This window comes from Mycobacterium sp. SMC-11 (assembly GCF_046250095.1).
Lineage (GTDB): Bacteria > Actinomycetota > Actinomycetes > Mycobacteriales > Mycobacteriaceae > Mycobacterium > Mycobacterium heraklionense_A.
This window is the reverse complement of the sequence record NZ_CP176430.1, coordinates 341,403-358,813: the sequence shown is the minus strand read 5'-3', so window position 1 is coordinate 358,813 and position 17,411 is coordinate 341,403. Positions and strand designations below refer to the sequence as shown.

The following is a 17,411-nucleotide window of genomic DNA, read 5'->3' as shown; positions in this document are numbered from 1 at the left end:
AGCGTCGCGAACGTCAAAGCTGGCCTACGCGTGCCAGCCTCTGACACCATGGCACGAACCTCACGACGACAGGCACGGTAAATAGCGCGATGGCACACGCCCCCAATTCCCACCTTGCTCCCCCCGCTGCACTGACCCGTGAGAACGAGGGCTACCACAAGGACCTAGCCCCGCGGCAGCTGCAGATGATCGCCCTGGGCGGAGCCATCGGGACGGGACTGTTCCTTGGCGCCGGCGGCCGGCTCGCCTCGGCCGGGCCGGCCCTGTTCATCGTCTACGCGATCTGCGGCGCCTTTGCCTTCCTCATCCTGCGCGCGCTCGGCGAGCTGGTGCTGCACCGGCCGTCGCCGGGATCGTTCGTCTCGTACGCTCGCGAATTCTTCGGCGAGAAAACCGCCTACGTCGCGGGGTGGCTGTACTTCCTGAACTGGTCGATGACCGGCATCGTCGACACCACCGCGATCGCCAGCTACTTCCACTACTGGCACCTGTTCGAGGTGATCCCACAGTGGACGCTGGCCCTGATCGCCCTGTTGGCGGTGCTGTCGATGAACCTGATCTCGGTGAAGCTCTTCGGGGAGCTGGAGTTCTGGGCCGCGCTGATCAAGGTTCTCGCGCTGCTGACGTTCCTGGTGGTCGGCACCATCTTCCTGGGCGGCCGATACCGGGTCGACGGCCAGGAGACCGGCCTGCACCTTTTGACCGAGAACGGTGGACTCTTGCCGACCGGCCTGCTCCCGCTGGTGTTGGTGACCTCCGGAGTGGTGTTCTCCTATGCCGGAGTCGAACTGGTCGGCACCGCCGCCGGCGAAACCCCGAACCCCGAGAAGGTCATGCCGCGGGCGATCAACTCGGTGGTGGCCCGCATCGCGATCTTCTACGTGGGCTCGGTAGTGCTGCTGGCACTGCTGCTGCCCTACACCGCTTTCAAGGAGCACCAGAGCCCCTTCGTCACGTTCTTCTCCAAGGTCGGTTTCACCGGCGCAGGCAGTCTGATGAACCTGGTGGTGCTGACCGCCGCGTTCTCCAGCCTCAACGCCGGGCTCTACTCCACCGGCCGGATCCTGCGCTCGATGGCGGTCAACGGCAGCGGCCCGGCGTTCACCGCCAAGATCTCGAAGAACGGGGTGCCCTACGGCGGCATCCTGCTGACCAGCGGCGTCGGCCTGCTGGGCGTCCTTCTCAACGCGCTGCGACCAGGACAAGCCTTCGAGATCGTGCTCAACATCGCCGCGGTCGGAGTCATGGCGGCATGGGCGACCATCGTGGCCTGCCAACTGCGGTTGCTCCGGCTGGCCAATGCCGGGGTGCTGAAACGGCCGTCGTTCCGGATGCCGCTGGCGCCCTACAGCGGATATGTGACGTTGGCGTTCCTGGCCGGCGTGCTGGTCCTGATGCTGTTCGATCACCGCAGCGGCCCGTTCGTGTGGGGAGTGTTGCTCATCGGTACGCCGGCACTGATCATCGGCTGGTATCTGGTGCGCGGACGGGTGCAGGCCGCGGCCGCACTCGCCGAGACACCTCCCGGACAGATATCGGCTGTGGCCCTGCAGCCGGATCGCGACGAGTAGAAGGCCCGAAAACCTATGGCCCGCAACCGTTACGCAGCCAAGCCCCCGCTGTATGGAATGGTGCTGGTCTTCTGCGCCATCGCGCTCGTGACTGTCACCGCCTACCTGCACGCCGGCTGGTGGTCGCTGGTCGGTTATGCGCTCGCCGCGGTGACGGCGGTCGCCGGTACCGCGCTGGCCTTCCGTGACCTGTCCTGACCGCAGGCCCCTCCCGAGCGCCGGACGTCGCACCGGTAGTACCGCGCGTCACTACAGCCACTGAAGTCACTGCATGCGTACGCTGGGCCGCAACATATGTCAGCGGGGGAATCAGTGCGGGTGCCAGACCAGTCGAAGCGCAGGACGGCAGGACAGCTGACGCTGGCGGCCGGGCTGCTGCTGACAGGTTGCAGCACCACCGTCGACGGTCACCCGACCGCCGCACCCGGCGGAGGACCACCGGAGCCGTCCTTCCGGCCACCACGCACCAGTACCGCGCCGCCGAGTCCACCGAGTCCGACCAGCCCCACCAAGCCAGCCACACCCAACCGGCCTGCCGACGCCATCCCGCTGCCGCCCGACGACAACGGCTACGTCTTCATCGAAACGAAATCCGGCCGGACGCGCTGCCAGATCTCGTCACCACAGGTCGACTGTGAAGCGCAGTTCACCAACACGCCCCTCAAGGACGGACAGCACGCCAACGGCGTCAGTGTCAGCGCCGAGGGCACCGTGCAGTGGGTGTTGGGCAACCTGGGCGATATCCCGGTCGTCACCATCGACTACCTCACCTACCAGGCGCAAGGCTGGACGATCAACGCCGATATCAACGGCACACGGTTCACCAACGACCGTACCGGCCACGGCATGCTGGTCAGCGTCGACAACGTCGATACCTTCTGATTTTTCGCCCCAGTCGCCGGCCAGAACTTTCCGATACGATCGGTGAAATGGCGCGCTTCGGATCTTCGGACGGCTCCGGCAAACCCAGCGAGGACCAAACACGGTCCATGCCCTACGGTCAACGCGGCCCGCAGCCCCCCGGCCCCCCTCCGGCCCCGTTCGGGCCCTCCAACCCGGGGCGCAACCCCGGCTACCAACCCGGCAACGCCCCGACCCAATACGCCTCGTACAACGCTTTCGACGAGCCAACCGACCCGCAGGGCACCGATTTCGCTGCGTTGTCGGACACTCCGTGGTTTCGCCGCCGATCGGTGCTGATCGCGTGGTTCGGACTTATCGCGGTGATGCTCGCGCTGGTGGTCTGGGGAATCATCCAGCTCACCAGCCGCGGACCCGGCGGCGGCACCACCCCGGCAACCAGCTCGTCGAGCACCACCAGCACTACGAGCAGCACCACCAGCAGCACGACAAGCTCCTCGAGTGCGCCCAGCACCACCGCGCCGACGGCGGCCCCGCCCCGGCAGGCCCCGCCGCAGCAGCCGCCGGCACAGCAGGCACCGCCCGCGAGCGAGCCTCCCCACCGCCACCTACCCCATCTGCCGTCGGTGATCACCATCCCGCCGATTCCCAAGGTGCCCGAGCTGCCGACGGTCATCACACTGCCGCCAAGGCGGTAGATCACCGGCCCGGTACTCTCGCCGCATGCAATCACCGCGCAAGCCGGGTTGGCTCGGCATTGATGTGGTGGCCGTGTTGATCTTCTGCGCTCTCGGCCGACGCAGCCACGATGAGGGCATCACTCTCAGCGGATTGGCGATCACCGCCTGGCCGTTTCTGAGCGGGACGGTGCTGGGCTGGCTGTTGTCGCGCGGCTGGCGCAGGCCCACGGCGCTTTGGCCCACCGGAGTGGTTGTCTGGATCTCGACAGTGCTGGTCGGCATGCTCTTGCGCGAGGCGACGTCCGCCGGCGTGGCGACGAGCTTCATCCTGGTCGCTTCGACGGTCACCGCCGTGTTTCTGCTCGGCTGGCGAGCTGTCGTGGAGCTTGTCGCCGGCCGCCGTTTGGACAGCTGACGGGTTTCAGCCAGCGTCGTCGCGGGGTTTTGTCAGGCGCGGCACGTACCCTCGGCGCGTGTGAACCGCTCGCCGGACGACCCCAACAACGAGCCGACCCAAATGGCCGGCTACGACTACGGCGGCAACGGTAACTACGGCGAGCCGGCCTACTACAGCGAATACCGCGAGCCCACCGGCCGCCAGTCCGAGTGGACCGAACCGCCGCCGCCACCAACCCCCTGGTATCTGCGACCAGTCGCGTTGGTCGGCCTGGGAGTGCTGACCGCAATCCTGATCGCCCTGTTGGTGTGGGGCATGGTCCGGCTGGTGAACAAGGAACCGATCCCCACCGCCCCGGCAACCAGTTCGGTGACGTCCACCGCACCCGTCGAAGAGCCCCTCGCCCCGGCCCCGCGACAGGCCCCTTCCCACGCCGCCACCGACGAAAACCCGCCGCCGGCGACGGAATCCGAGCCGCCCCCTTCCACGACCGAGGCACCGAGCACCACCACGACCACCGCGCCGCCCACGACCACCACGGCGCCACCGACCACGACCGAGGCCCCCACGACGACTGCACCGAGCACCACGGCCGCCCCCGCCACGCCTACGCCGGGACGCCGGCCACCGGAGATCGTCATCCCGCTGCCCGGGCTCTGAGTTCGGCATTGCCTCACCGCGCGCGAAAGCCCGCTCGAACGGTCGCTCGCCGATACAGTTAGGCCAGCCTTTGTCGCGCTGAACCGCCTCGGAGTGGCACTATGAGCGAGCACCGAGTAGGGCTTGAACTGGTGCTGCGCAAGATTGGCGGTAAGTTACCCGTCAGTAACCATAGCTAAGTTACTGAACGGTAACTTGTGGATGGGAGAGGCTCTCCGTGACCGAAAATACCCAGATGCTGATCAGGCTGGTGGTCGGCCTGTCCATGACGGGGCTTGTTGGCCTGCTGGCCGCGCGCCGGGTGTTCTGGCTCTTCCGACTCGTCATGTCTGGCCAGAAGGTCGGCGCCGAGCGGACGAACGACATCAAGACCCGGATCGAGACCCAGATCCGCGAGGTCGCCGGCCAGGCCAAACTGCTGAAGTGGAACATCCCCGGGATCGCCCACTTCTTCACCATGTGGGCATTCTTCGTCCTGATCACGGTCTACATCGAGGCCTATGGCCAGATGTTCAACCCCCACTTCGCCATCCCGCTCGTCGGGCACTGGGACTTCCTGGGCTTCATGCAGGACTTCTTCATCACCGCGGTCACCTTGTCGATCTTCGTGTTCATGGTCATCCGGGTCCTGCGCAACCCGACCGAGCACGGCCGATCCTCCCGGTTCTACGGCTCGCACAACGGCGGCGCCTGGCTGATCCTCGTGATGATCCTCAACGTGGTCTGGACCTTCCTGCTGCTGCGCGGGGCCGCAGCCAACACCGGCACCCTGCCCTACGGCAAGGGCGCCTACCTGTCGCATCTGATGGGCAAGGTCATGGCGCCGCTGGGGCTCGCAGCCAACGAGAACATCGAGACCGCCGCGCTGCTGCTGCATGTTGCGGTGGCGCTGGGCTTCCTGCTGATCGTGCTGAACTCCAAGCACCTGCACATCTTCTTGGCCCCGATCAACGTCACCTTCAAGCGACTGCCCAACGCCTTGGGCCCGCTGCTGCCGATCGAGTACCAGGGCGAGCCGCTGGACTTCGACAACCCGCCGGAAGACGCGGTGTTCGGGCGCGGCAAGATCGACGACTTCAGCTGGAAGGGCATGCTCGACTTCGCCACCTGTACCGAGTGTGGCCGCTGCCAATCGCAGTGTCCCGCCTGGAACACCGGCAAGCCGCTGAGCCCCAAGTTGCTCATCATGGACCTGCGTGACCACTGGATGGCCAAGGCGCCCTACCTGCTCGGCGACAAGCCGATGCCGACCGGCGAGGTCGACCTGGCCGACGCCAAGCCGCTGCCCGGCCACCACGTGCCGGAGAAGGGCTTCGAGCGTATCGGCGGCTCCGGCCCGGAGCAGGCCGTCCGCCCGCTGGTGGGCACCGCCGAAGAAGGCGGCGTGATCGACCCCGACGTGCTGTGGTCGTGCACCAACTGCGGCGCCTGCGTCGAGCAGTGCCCGGTGGACATCGAGCACATCGACCACATCGTCGACATGCGCCGCTACCAGGTGCTGGTGGAGTCGGAGTTCCCCTCCGAGTTGGGTGTGCTGTTCAAGAACCTGGAGAACAAGGGCAACCCGTGGGGGCAGAACGCCAAGGAGCGCACCTCCTGGATCGACGAACTCAACTTCGACATCCCGGTCTACGGCCAGGACGTCGACAGCTTCGACGGGTTCGAGTACCTGTTCTGGGTGGGCTGCGCGGGCGCCTATGAGGACCGCGCCAAGAAGACCACCAAGGCGACCGCGGAGCTGCTGGCCGCCGCCGGCGTGAAATTCCTGGTGCTGGGCACCGGGGAGACCTGTACCGGTGACCCCGCCCGCCGTGCCGGCAACGAGTTCCTGTTCCAGCAGTTGGCCTCGCAGAACGTCGAGATGCTCAACGAGGTGTTCGACGGCCTCGACAAGCCGGACCGCAAGATCATCGCGAGCTGCCCGCACTGCTTCAACACGATCTCCCGCGAATACCCCCAGCTGGGCAGCGAATACACGGTGCTGCACCACACCCAGGTACTCAACCGGTTGGTGCGGGACAAGCGACTGATTCCGGTCGCTCCGGTGTCGCGGGAAGTCACCTACCACGACCCGTGCTTCCTGGGCCGCCACAACAAGGTCTACGAGCCGCCGCGTGAGCTGGTCGAGGCGTCGGGTGCCAACCTGGTCGAGATGCCGCGTAACCGCGACCGCTCGTTCTGCTGCGGCGCCGGTGGCGCTCGGATGTGGATGGAAGAGCACATCGGTAAGCGGGTGAACCACGACCGCGTCGACGAGGCGCTGGCCACCGGTGCCACCACCATCGCCACCGGCTGCCCGTTCTGCCGGGTGATGGTCAGCGACGGCATCGACGACCGCATCGAAGCCTCCGGGCGTTCCGATGTGGACGTGCGTGACATCGCCCAGCTGCTGCTGGAGTCCCTCGACATGGACGCGGTGACGTTGCCGGCCAAGGGCACTGCCGCCGAGGCCGCCGCTAAGGCCGGTCCGAAGAAGGTCGAGGAGAAGGCCCCGGCACCGGCTGCGGTGGCCACCGCGACGGCGGAGAAGCCGGCCGCCGAGGCCAAGGCCGCGGCCCCGGTGACGGGCCTGGGGATGGCCGGTGGCGCCAAGCGTCCGGGCGCCAAGAAGGCCGCTCCGGCCGCTGCCCCCGCCGCCGAGGCCAGCGCTGCAGCACCCGCGGCACCGGCAGCCCCGGTGAAGGGGCTGGGCATGGCCGGTGGCGCCAAGCGTCCGGGCGCCAAGAAGGCGGCCCCGGCCGCTGCCCCCGCCGCCGAGGCCGCCGCTGCAGCACCCGCGGCACCGGCTGAGCCGGCCGCACCCGCGGCGGCTCCGGCCGCCCCGGCTGCTCCGGTCAAGGGCCTGGGCATGGCAGCGGGCGCCCGCAAGCCGGGCGCTAAGAAGGCGGCTCCGGCCGCCGCGGAACCGGCGGCTGCGGCCGCTGAACCGGCATCGACCGCCGCCGAGCCCGCCTCGGCCGCCACCGAGCCCGCGGCAGCTCCCGAGGCCGCTCCGGCAGCGGAGGCGCCCAAGGAACAGCCGCCGGTCAAGGGGCTGGGCATCCAGCGCGGGGCGCGCCCGCCGGGCAAACGCTGAGATAACAGGTTGGGGCCGTATGGGTGCACATACGGCCCCAACTTGTTTCTCGAGCAAATTTTAATTGGACAGCTATGGGATTATTGCCAACGTGACCGCTCATTCGTTACCGCACCAGATGCCCTGGCCTGCCACCGGCAGCCAGCCACGGCAGCGTACGTTCGCGCAGTCGACCAAACTGCAGGATGTCCTCTACGAGATCCGCGGTCCGATCCACGCCCAGGCCGCCCGGATGGAGGCCGAAGGGCACCGCATCCTCAAGCTCAACATCGGCAACCCGGCACCGTTCGGGTTCGACGCGCCCGACGTGATCATGCGGGACATGATCCAGGCGCTGCCGTATGCGCAGGGCTACTCGGACTCCCAGGGCATCCTGCCGGCCCGGCGCGCGGTGGTCACCCGCTACGAGCTGGTTGAGGGATTCCCCCGCTTCGACGTCGACGATGTCTACCTCGGTAACGGCGTATCCGAGCTGATTTCGCTGGTGCTGCAGGCACTGTTGGACAACGGCGACCAGGTGCTGATCCCCGCCCCGGATTACCCGTTGTGGACGGCATCGACCTCGCTGGCCGGTGGCACACCGGTGCACTATCTGTGCGACGAGACCCAGGGTTGGCAGCCCGACATCGCCGACATGGAATCGAAGATCACCGAACGCACCAAGGCGTTGGTGGTGATCAACCCGAACAACCCGACCGGGGCGGTCTACAGCCGCGAGGTGCTCAGCCAGATCGCCGAGTTGGCCCGCAAGCACCAGCTGTTGCTGCTGGCCGACGAGATCTACGACAAGATCCTCTACGACGACGCCGAGCACACCAGCCTGGCCACCCTGGCGCCGGATCTGTTGTGTCTGACCTTCAATGGCCTGTCGAAGGCCTACCGGGTGGCCGGCTACCGCTCCGGCTGGCTGGCGATCACCGGCCCCAAGGAGCATGCGACCAGCTTCCTGGAGGGCATCAACCTGCTGGCCAACATGCGGTTGTGCCCGAATGTGCCGGCCCAGCATGCCATTCAGGTGGCGCTGGGCGGCCACCAGAGCATCGATGATCTGGTGCTGCCGGGTGGGCGGCTGCTCGAACAGCGGGATGTCGCCTGGAGCAAGCTCAACGAGATTCCCGGCGTCTCTTGCGTGAAGCCCCGCGGTGCGCTCTACGCGTTCCCGCGCCTGGACCCCGAGGTCTACCCGATCGACAACGACGAGCAGTTGGTGCTGGACCTGTTGTTGCAGGAGAAGATCCTGGTCACCCAGGGCACCGGCTTCAACTGGCCGGCACCGGATCACCTGCGTATCGTCACCCTGCCGTGGGCCCGCGACCTGTCCAGCGCGATCGAGCGTCTGGGCAACTTCCTGGTCAGTTACCGGCCGTAGTTCTTCGCGCACACGCCCCGACGGGAATCGCGTGCGAGGCGATGCCGATGCCCCACCCAAGGATCGGCCAGACGGGCCAGAAGTACCACGCGCCGGCGAACACCGCGGTCAGCAGCCAGATGCCGATCATCAACACCGACGCCGCCAGGTAAGCGCCCAGGTGAATGCGGAAGCCTCGTCGGGCGGCGGCACTGCGTTGCGCACGACGGCGCGGGTCTCGCCTGATGATCTGCGCGACAGGCAGATCGGCGAGGAGATCCCTGAGCGCTCCGGCGGTTTGCGCCTCAAAGGCCCGGGCCAGTCGTGTCTCGTATTCCTCCATCGACAGGTATCCCTGGGTGAACGCCTGACCGAGATGATCGGCGGTATCCCCCCGCTCCGCGTCACCGACTCGTACCGCAGAATCCGATGGCGTAACGAATCTCGTCGTCATGTCGGCCCCCTATTGACCGGTCGGCACCCAGTTGCCGTGGAATCCGGCGGGAACACGGTGCGGTAGGTGGATGCTCGCGACGTCCGCCAGCGTGGCCGCATCCAGGATCGCCAGTTCGGTGGTGTCGGTCGCGCTGTCATAGACGAAGCCCATCAGGACGCCGTCATCTTCGGCCGCGCCCGCTGTCTTCGGATGAAAGACGAACTCGCCTAACTGTTTTCCATCGCCGAATGACCGAGTCGCTGTCGACCCGCCGACCAGGTCATGCTTGAGCAGCGTCGCGTCGGGCACCACGCCGTTGCCGATACTGACCGCGTAGCCGAACCGGTGCCGCTTGCCGACCAGTCGTTCGTCAACGCGCGGGAACTCCTGACCACGGTCGTCCACCCGGGATTCGCGAACCTTGCCGTCAGCCAGATCGACGGTCCACCGCTCCAGCGTGGGCAGTCCCTCGGCGGGGCCACGCATCTCGGTGTCGAACATCTTCGGATGCCGGACCACGTCGAGTACGACGGTGCCACCATCGTCGTAGGCATTCATCGGATGGAACACGTAGCAGGGCTCCACCTCGAACCACCGAACATCCGCATTGCCCCCCTCACGCGGCATAACCCCCACCCGCGCTGGGTATTTCGGGTTCCACCGATATGGCATGGTGCGCACGCTGTTCTTGGGCATCGGCAACCGGGCCATGATCGGGTCCGGGATGCGCACCCGCCCGATCAGAGCCGACATGATCAGCCGCACCGGTAGCCGCAGACCCGGCGGTGCCGCGCCCTGGGCGACCTGGCGGGTGTCGAAGGTGACCGGCAGGTCATAGAAGACGACATGGTTCTCGGTCAGCGAGAAGTCATGCATCATAGGCGATCCGGTGACCTCGACATCCACGGTGCGCCGCGCCCGACCGTCGGTGCCGATCACCGAGTACTGGACGCTGTTTCCGCGGTTGAACGCGTACGAAACGGCGTGCAGCTCACCGGTATCGGGGTCGCGCTTGGGATGCGCGGTATAGCCGCCCGACAGGGTGCCGTCGAAGTCGCAGGTGCCGACGGTGTCCAGCTCGTCGGTCAGTTCGTAGCAGGAGATGCCACCCTCGATCAGCGCGAGGGTTCGCCCGGCGTGGCCGATCACGTTGGTGTTGGCGCCGATCCCGGAGGCCCCGCCGTGCCGGCCGGGGCGCGACGGTTCGCCCAGCGCGGCCGCGGTCTGCGGGCCCCGCACGTAGCGGTTGCGGTACCACTCGGCCTTGCCGTCGCGAAGGCGCACGCCGTGGACCATGCCGTCACCGATGAACCAGTGATAGAACGCCGGATCGATTTCGCCGACCGGGTTGGGTCCGTTACGCAGGTAGCGCCCGTCCAGGTAATCCGGGATGGTCCCGGTGACCGCCAGCTCGGTGAGGGTGTATTCCTGTGCGATCGGCGCGAATCCGCCCTGCAGGTAGGGATTAGTCATCGGACACCTCCGGTCCATAACGATGTTATGGACCATGTATAACACTGTTATGGCACTATGGCAAGGGTGGATTTGAGCCCGCGTGACCGTCTGATCGAGGCCGGTACTCGCCTGCTGGACAGTGCCGGACCCGAGTCATTGCAGGCCCGCAAGGTCGCCGCCGAGATCGGGGCCTCCACCATGGCCGTCTACACCCACTTCGGTGGGATGAACGGCCTGCTGGAGGCGATCGTCTCCGCCGCGTTCGAGCGTTTCGGCGCCGCCCTGGCATCCGCCCCCAAGACCGACGATCCGATGGCGGACTTCTTCGTGATGGGTCACGCCTATCGGCAGTTCGCGCTAGCCAGTCCGCAGCGTTATCGGCTGATGTTCGGGCTCGCCGCACCGCAGAAGTTTCACGCTCCCGAGATGCCGGTGGCGACGGCGACTTTCAACCAACTCGTCACCGCGGTTGAGCGGATCGTCTCCACCGGCCGGATCCGCGCGGACGATCCCGTCGAACTGGCCGGGCGAATCTGGAGCATGATCCACGGTGTGGTGCTGCTGGAACTTGTCGGCACGTTCGAGCCGGACGGCCGGGCGCTGACCCACATTCTCAGTCCGATGACCATCGACATGTTCGTCGGGATGGGCGACAGTCGGGACAGCGCCGAGTTGTCGCTGCGGCGGGCGGCCGACGCGATTCGTCAGTGAGCCGCCCACATCACCGACGATCCAACAACCCCATCAGGTAGTCGCCGTAGCCGGACTTGCACAGCGCCGCGGCGCGGTCGGCGAGTGCGGCGTCGTCGATGAAACCCATCCGCCAGGCCACCTCTTCGGGAACGCCGATCTTGAGGCCCTGGCGGCGTTCGACGGTGCGGACGTAATCGCCGGCGTCCAGCAGCGAGTCAAAAGTCCCGGTGTCCAGCCATGCGGTGCCCCGAGCCAGTGTCTCGACCGTGAGCCGGCCCTGATCGAGGTAGGTCTGGTTGATGTCGGTGATCTCGTACTCGCCGCGCGCGGAAGGCTTGAGGCCTTTGGCGATCTCAACGACGTCGTTGTCGTAGAAATACAGCCCCGGTATCGCATAGTGCGAGCTGGGTGCGCTCGGCTTCTCCACCACCGATACCGCAGACCCGTTCGTATCGAACTCGACCACACCGTAGGCCGAGGGGTCGGCCATCCAGTACGCGAAAATAACCCCACCGGAAAGGGATTGATGACGCCGCAGGCTGGTTCCCAAACCGGCGCCGTAGAAGATGTTGTCCCCCAACACCAGCGCGACGGAGTCGGTGCCGATGTGGTCGGCGCCGATCACGAAAGCGCGAGCCAAACCATCGGGCTGCTCTTGGATGGCGTAGCTGATGTCGACTCCGAATGCGCTGCCGTCGCCCAGCAGACGCTGGAAGGCAGGCGCGTCGTGACCGGTGGTGATCACCTGAATGTCCCGAATCCCCGCCAACATCAGCGTGCACAGGGGGTAGTAGACCAGCGGCTTGTCGTACACCGGCAGCAGCTGCTTGCTCACGCCCATGGTGATCGGATGCAGGCGGGTGCCGGAGCCACCGGCCAGGATGATCCCGCGCATGCCGCTTAGCCTAACGGCGATCGCAAGCGCGGCGGAGCCGGGCGCAGCGGGTCGCCGTCTTCAACACAGCGGGCTAGTCGACCTGATCGGCTTCGGAGAGGTCGGTGGCGGCCAGGGCGTGGCCCAGATCGTCGTGGCGGAACACCGCGGTGACGTGGTCGCGCACCACCCGGAAGGCGACCGCCTGGGCTGCACCCGCCCCCGCGGGGATCAGCTCGGCCACCACCACACCGTCGTGCACATACATCCGGCCGATTCCGGCGCTCACCTGTGCCGACGCGGCCCACTGGCGCAACGCCTGATGACCCTGCCCAGCTCCGCTTGCGTCGGCCACCTCGATGTCGTCGCTGGACAGCTTTTCCAGGGTGTCCAGATCACCGGCGGCCAGGGCGTCGTGCCAGGCGAGGACCGTTGCGATCTCCGATGTGCTCATGGTCGCCAAAACTACCGCTCGATCAGAAGGCGGTGTGGTCGACCCAGTTCTGCCACACCGTGGCGTCTCCGAAGATCGCGATGTCGGTATCGGCTACTGGTACCCGGCGCATCACCGCCAAAAACAAGTCGCGCGCCGGACCACGCAGGGCCACCGAGCCTTTGCCATGCTCGTGCGACCAACTCACCGTGTCGGTCCCGGTCGGCCTGCTGATGGTCCACTCCCCTGCCGACCCGAGGCCGTCATCGGTGGCGTGCAGGTGCACGCTGTGGCCGTCTGCCAGCGGCAGCGTTTGTCCGTTGCGCGCGATCAGTGCGGGAATCAGGTCCAGTAACTCGCCGATCCCGTCGGCGGCCAGCTCAGGTGACAGCGCGAAGTCAGCCCCGAGCGCCAGCGCGGCATCGGCACGGTGCACGGTCGCCTCGTGCAGCCGGCGGCGCACCCACCAGGAGGCCGGGCGGGGACCCAGGAACGTCCACGCCGGCGTGTCCGGCCCGCTGTGGGCGACCGCGTCCAACACCCGATGCGCGCCGTCGTGCAGCCAGTCGATCGCTGCGTCCGGGTCGGCGGGCGGCTTGCCGTCGACGACCTCGCGCGGGTCCAGGGGACCGTCCATACGATCGGCGATGATTTGTGCGGCCCAACGGTTTCCGCGCCCGAAGTGCCGGAACAGTTGGGTGAGGTTCCACTCCGGGCAGGTGGGGATCGCCAACTGCGGATCACCGGTGCGGATCAGCTCCCCGAACGCGCGCGTCTCATCGAGCAATGCTGCGGCGTAGTCCACGCCGTCAGGCTAGTGGATTCTGGGCGGGCTCAGAAGGGCCAGCCACCCTTGCCTCCACCACCGCCATGGCCGCCGCCACCGCCGAGACCCGGGAACCAGGAACCGCCGCCGTTGCCTTTACCGCCGCCACCGCCGCCGCCGAGGCCCGGGAACCACGGGTTTCCGCCGCCGCCATTGCTGCCGACACCGGGCAGCCAGGGTGAGGGGTTGCCGCCCTTCTTGCCGCCGCCATCGTTATCGGGGAGCCAAGACGGGTTTCCGCCTTTCTTCCCGCCGCCATCGTTGTCAGGCAGCCAAGACGGATTGCCGCCCTTCTTCCCGCCGCCATCGTTGTCGGGCAGCCAGGACGGATTGCCACCCTTGTTGCCGCCGCCGTTGTTGTTGCCCGGCAGCCAAGACGGATTGCCGCCGTTGTTGGACGGCGGCCGGAAGATCGGCGGTAGCTCGGGTTGCTGGATCGGAGGTGGCGCGGGAACCGGTGCAGCCGGAGCCGGTGCCTCGACCGGCGCGGGCACCTGGATGGGCACTGGAATCGGTATCGGCACCGGGGCCACCGGCGCGGGAGCCGGAGCCGCGGGTGCAGGAGCTGGAGCCGCCGGGGCGGGAGCCGGAGCCGCCGGCGCAGGAGCAGGCGCGGCCGGTGCCGGCCGCGCGACCGGGACCTCGGTGACGGGCGGGGCCGCCGGTGGCGGCGCTGGCGCAGGTGGAGGCGCCGCTTCGGGGACGGGCGCCGGGGCCGGCGCCTGCTGAGTGGGGACCACGATGTGCCCGGTGGGCGGCGGGCGATCTGCGGCGGTGGGCCGGATGCTTACCGCCAGCGCCACCACCAGGCTGGAGACCCCGACGACGAAGAACGCCGCCAGCCCGCTGCCGGCCAGCAGGAAGGGCCTACGGCGCCGCGCAGGCTCGCCGTCGTCGAATTGGTGCGCACCGGAACTCGGTGCGTAGCCGTTGTCGTCCTCGATGACGGTGCCGTCATAGCCGTCGGCGGCGACCAGGTTCAGGTAGCCGCTGTCGGTGGTGTCATCGGAAACCGCACTGTAGGCCAGCGCGTACTCGCCCATAGTGGCGTCATAGTCGGCTTGGTAAGCGTAGCCAAGCGCGACCAGATCCGGGTCGATCACGCCGGTGCCCGGGTCGCGGGCCCACGCCAGCGCCGACGTCGAGGAGTCGAACAGCGGCGCGTGGGCACTGGCCAGCGCCGCGCCCCGCGCCAGCGCGGTCTCGGGCTCCTCGGGCACGCTGACCGGGATGGCACTCGCCGCGTCCAGCTCGGGCTTGACCATGCCGACGTTGACTCCGGAACCGATCACGAACAAGCCGTCGGGTCGCGACGACAGCCGGCCGGCCTCGGCGGCCAGCCGGGTCAGCGCGCCCATCGCGGCGGCGTCATCGGAAGGCAGGGCCACCCGCTGCACCTCAGCGATCGAGCCATCCGACGAGTCGACGACGGCCAGGGTCGCCCCGTCCGGCTCGACGAACATCAGCGCGGTCCGCTCGTAGCCGACCGACCCGCCCACGGTCTGCGCCAGTGCGGCCGCAGCCAAGAACGCCGACACCAACATCACGTTCTCGACCCGGTGACCGGCCAGCGCGTCGCGCAGCTGGCCCGCTTGCAACTGGTTGGCGACGGTCACCCCGGTTGAGGCCAGCCGGTAGCCGCTCTCGCGGGCACTTTCCTGGGTGCCCAGGATGGCCGACACGACCTGGTCGGGGAACGCCATCGCGTCGGCGTCCACCTCGAATCCGTCTTCGTCGACGGTCACGCCACCGGCGCGCTCTCCTTCGACAAGCACCATGCGTACCGATGGCGGTGCCATCGAGACCCCCAGAACGATGTCCACCGCACCTCCTCCACTAGGGCCGGCGAATTATTAGCCCATCTTACGACTGTTGGATGCGCGTGCCCACTCAGAAATGAAGGCCGGGGATCTTGAACGGGAACCCGCCACCACCGCGGCCGTGACCGCCACCGTGACCGCCCCCGCGACCATGTCCGCCACCGGGACCCCAGTCGTCGTCTCCCCAGCCGCCGCGGGGCGGGCCGAACAGCGGCGGACCGCCGGGCAGGCCCGGAATGCCCAGGTTGGGCAGCGGGGGCGGCGGCAGCGCCGGTGGCGGGGGAGGCGGTGCCACCGGCAGGGGTGCCGGCGCCGGTGCCGGCGCCCGCGGGGCTGGTGCCTCCGGGGCCGGAGCCGGAGCCCGCGGCGCCGGCTCGCCGACCGGGGCGGGCGGCGCTGCCGGAGGCGCAGGGGCCGGGGTGACGACGGCCGCCGGCGGATGGCTGACGACGTTGGCCCGCACGTCGGGACGGTGCTGATTGGCCGCCCGCATTCCCACGGCCAACGCGACCGCCAAGCCCAGCACGCCGATCACGAATAGCGCCGCGACACCGCCGGTGACCAGGATCGGCTTGCGCTCCCGCGGCTGGATCCCGGTGCTGAAGTCCAGCATCCGGGAGTCGACGAGTTCGGGATCGTCGACGAGATCCGGCAGCGCGGCGCCCAGAACCACGCCGCTGTCCGGAAGCGCGCTGTAGGCCAGCGGCTCGTTGTCACTGGTGGCGTTGTAGTCCACCTCGTCGTAGTTGACGCCGTCGGGCGCGATGTAGGCGTAGCCGGCACTCGCCAAGGCCGGGTCCAGCTCACCGGTGCCCGGGTCCTGCGCCCAGGCCACTGCCCGGGTGGAGGACGAAAACAGCGGGGCATGCGCGCTGGCCAGGGCCGCGCCGCGGGCCAACGCCATGTCCGGCTCCTCCGGCACGCTGACCGGCAGCGGAGTGGCCTTGTCCAACTCCGGTTTGATCATCGCCACGTTGACGCCGGAGCCCACCACGAACAGGCCTTCGGGGTTCGACTCCAGCCGTTGCGCACCGGCCGCCAGTTCGGTGATCTCACCGACCGCGCTCTCGTCATCGTTCGACAGTGGCTGGCGGTGAATCTCGGCGATCGAGCCGTCGTCAGAGTTCACGACGGCCAACGTGGCGGCTTCGGGCTCGACGAACAGCAGAGCGGTCCGGGCGTACCGCGTCGCACTACCCACCGACTGCGCCAGCGCCGCTGCGGCCAGAAACGCCGACACCAGCATCACGTTCTCGACCTTGCGGCCGGCCAGCGCCTCGCGTAGCGCGTTCGCCTCGGCCGGGCTACTCCAGGTCACGCCGGTGGAGCTGAGCTCATAGCCGCCCTCGCGGGCTCCCTCACGGGTCCCCAGGATCGCCGACACCACCCGCTCTGGCGCGGTTTGGGCGCCGTCAACGACGTCAAAGTCGTCGTGTTCCACGGTGACCCCGTCGGCGTTCTCGCCTTCCACCAACACCATGCGGACCGTCGAGGGTGCCACCGACACCCCTAGAACGATCTCCACGAAACCTCCCCTATTACTGCTTATCGGCCAGGCATGTGGGCCGAACCCCCACCAGGGCTGGCCGATACCGGCTTCATCGCAGCCGCCGGGCGGCCGTCAGGTCCGAGGGCTAACCGGACTTGATGAAGTTCTGGTACGAGCGGGACGGCGTCGGCCCGCGCTGGCCCTGATATTTCGACCCTACGCGCGTACTGCCGTAAGGGTGCTCCGCCGGACTGGTCAATCGCAGCAGACACAGCTGACCGATCTTCATCCCCGGCCACAACGTGATCGGCAGATTCGCCACGTTGGACAGCTCCAACGTGATGTGCCCGGAGAAGCCGGGGTCGATGAAACCCGCGGTGGAATGGGTGAGCAGGCCCAGTCGACCCAGGCTCGACTTGCCCTCCAGTCGGCCGGCCAGGTCCTCCGGCAGGGTGCAGCACTCCAGCGTGGAGCCCAGCACGAACTCGCCGGGGTGCAGCACGAACGGCTCCCCGGGTTTGGGTTCGACCAGCGTGGTCAGCTCGTCTTGCTGTTTGGCCGGGTCGATGTGTGTGTAGCGGGTGTTGTTGAACACCCGGAACAGGCTGTCGAGGCGGACGTCCACGCTGGACGGCTGTACCAGCGCGTCGTCGAACGGGTCGATGCCCAGCCGGCCAGCAGCGATTTCGGCCCGCAGATCGCGATCGGAGAGCAGCACGGCACGAGCGTATCGCCCGGCCCGCCGCCGGGCCGGATGACCAAGCCCGTGGTGGCCGCCGAGTGTGCGGTTTG

17 protein-coding genes are annotated in these 17,411 nt (G+C 67.9%); 8 read left to right on the top strand and 9 right to left on the bottom strand.

Features of this window, described 5'->3' with window-relative positions; all coding sequences use genetic code 11:
* The first annotated feature begins 89 nt into the window (after positions 1–89).
* The 3 genes from ACKY0X_RS01705 to ACKY0X_RS01695 all read left to right on the top strand — a co-directional run bounded on the left by ACKY0X_RS01705 (position 90) and on the right by ACKY0X_RS01695 (position 2,453).
* Entirely contained in the window at positions 90–1,571 is a 1,482-nt protein-coding gene (locus ACKY0X_RS01705; RefSeq protein WP_409428055.1) for an amino acid permease, read from the top strand.
* A 15-nt stretch (positions 1,572–1,586) separates the two neighbouring features.
* Positions 1,587–1,769 carry a hypothetical protein gene (locus ACKY0X_RS01700; RefSeq protein WP_409428054.1) on the top strand — a complete coding sequence of 61 codons (183 nt, stop codon included), beginning with the start codon at positions 1,587–1,589 and terminating at the stop codon, positions 1,767–1,769.
* A gap of 114 nt (positions 1,770–1,883) precedes the next feature.
* A complete protein-coding gene (locus ACKY0X_RS01695; RefSeq protein ID WP_409428053.1) occupies positions 1,884–2,453 on the top strand; it encodes a hypothetical protein in 570 nt (189 codons plus the stop codon).
* A 190-nt stretch (positions 2,454–2,643) separates the two neighbouring features.
* Here the strand turns inward: ACKY0X_RS01695 and ACKY0X_RS01690 are convergent, their stop codons facing one another.
* Complete coding sequence (locus ACKY0X_RS01690) at positions 2,644–3,135, bottom strand: hypothetical protein (RefSeq protein ID WP_409428052.1); 492 nt, start codon at positions 3,133–3,135, stop codon at positions 2,644–2,646.
* Positions 3,136–3,155: 20 nt separating this feature from the next.
* On the opposite strand from ACKY0X_RS01690, the gene ACKY0X_RS01685 reads away from it, so the two are divergent.
* The 4 genes from ACKY0X_RS01685 to ACKY0X_RS01670 all read left to right on the top strand — a co-directional run bounded on the left by ACKY0X_RS01685 (position 3,156) and on the right by ACKY0X_RS01670 (position 8,614).
* A complete protein-coding gene (locus ACKY0X_RS01685; protein WP_409428051.1) occupies positions 3,156–3,527 on the top strand; it encodes a DUF3054 domain-containing protein in 372 nt (123 codons plus the stop codon).
* A 60-nt stretch (positions 3,528–3,587) separates the two neighbouring features.
* Complete coding sequence (locus ACKY0X_RS01680; RefSeq protein ID WP_409428050.1) at positions 3,588–4,169, top strand: hypothetical protein; 582 nt, start codon at positions 3,588–3,590, stop codon at positions 4,167–4,169.
* Positions 4,170–4,404: 235 nt separating this feature from the next.
* Positions 4,405–7,245, top strand: a complete 2,841-nt coding sequence (locus ACKY0X_RS01675; protein WP_409429778.1) for a (Fe-S)-binding protein — start codon at positions 4,405–4,407, stop codon at positions 7,243–7,245.
* Positions 7,246–7,363: 118 nt separating this feature from the next.
* The gene (locus ACKY0X_RS01670) at positions 7,364–8,614 is read left to right on the top strand and encodes a pyridoxal phosphate-dependent aminotransferase (protein WP_373693213.1); all 1,251 of its coding nucleotides are present in this window, start codon (positions 7,364–7,366) and stop codon (positions 8,612–8,614) included.
* Here the strand turns inward: ACKY0X_RS01670 and ACKY0X_RS01665 are convergent.
* On the bottom strand, positions 8,598–9,047 hold the full coding sequence (locus ACKY0X_RS01665) for a DUF1707 domain-containing protein (RefSeq protein ID WP_409428049.1): 450 nt from the start codon (positions 9,045–9,047) through the stop codon (positions 8,598–8,600). The genes ACKY0X_RS01670 and ACKY0X_RS01665 overlap by 17 nt on opposite strands.
* A 9-nt stretch (positions 9,048–9,056) precedes the next feature.
* Complete coding sequence (locus tag ACKY0X_RS01660; RefSeq protein ID WP_409428048.1) at positions 9,057–10,502, bottom strand: carotenoid oxygenase family protein; 1,446 nt, start codon at positions 10,500–10,502, stop codon at positions 9,057–9,059.
* Between the two features lie 66 nt (positions 10,503–10,568).
* Between ACKY0X_RS01660 and ACKY0X_RS01655 the strand changes: the two genes are divergently transcribed.
* Positions 10,569–11,195 (top strand): TetR/AcrR family transcriptional regulator, encoded by a 627-nt coding sequence (locus tag ACKY0X_RS01655; RefSeq protein ID WP_409428047.1) that lies wholly within the window; start codon positions 10,569–10,571, stop codon positions 11,193–11,195.
* 10 nt (positions 11,196–11,205) lie between these two features.
* Here the strand turns inward: ACKY0X_RS01655 and rfbA are convergent, their stop codons facing one another.
* From rfbA to dcd, 6 genes are all read right to left on the bottom strand, one after another.
* Entirely contained in the window at positions 11,206–12,072 is an 867-nt protein-coding gene (gene rfbA / locus ACKY0X_RS01650) for a glucose-1-phosphate thymidylyltransferase RfbA (RefSeq protein WP_409428046.1), read from the bottom strand.
* Positions 12,073–12,145: 73 nt separating this feature from the next.
* Complete coding sequence (locus ACKY0X_RS01645; RefSeq protein ID WP_409428045.1) at positions 12,146–12,505, bottom strand: nuclear transport factor 2 family protein; 360 nt, start codon at positions 12,503–12,505, stop codon at positions 12,146–12,148.
* A gap of 22 nt (positions 12,506–12,527) precedes the next feature.
* Positions 12,528–13,289, bottom strand: a complete 762-nt coding sequence (locus tag ACKY0X_RS01640; protein WP_409428044.1) for a maleylpyruvate isomerase family mycothiol-dependent enzyme — start codon at positions 13,287–13,289, stop codon at positions 12,528–12,530.
* Between the two features lie 29 nt (positions 13,290–13,318).
* Entirely contained in the window at positions 13,319–15,088 is a 1,770-nt protein-coding gene (locus tag ACKY0X_RS01635) for a hypothetical protein (RefSeq protein ID WP_409429777.1), read from the bottom strand.
* Positions 15,089–15,200: 112 nt separating this feature from the next.
* A complete protein-coding gene (locus ACKY0X_RS01630) occupies positions 15,201–16,655 on the bottom strand; it encodes a hypothetical protein (protein WP_409428043.1) in 1,455 nt (484 codons plus the stop codon).
* 109 nt (positions 16,656–16,764) lie between these two features.
* The gene (gene dcd / locus ACKY0X_RS01625) at positions 16,765–17,337 is read right to left on the bottom strand and encodes a dCTP deaminase (RefSeq protein ID WP_046286451.1); all 573 of its coding nucleotides are present in this window, start codon (positions 17,335–17,337) and stop codon (positions 16,765–16,767) included.
* Positions 17,338–17,411 lie beyond the last annotated feature (74 nt).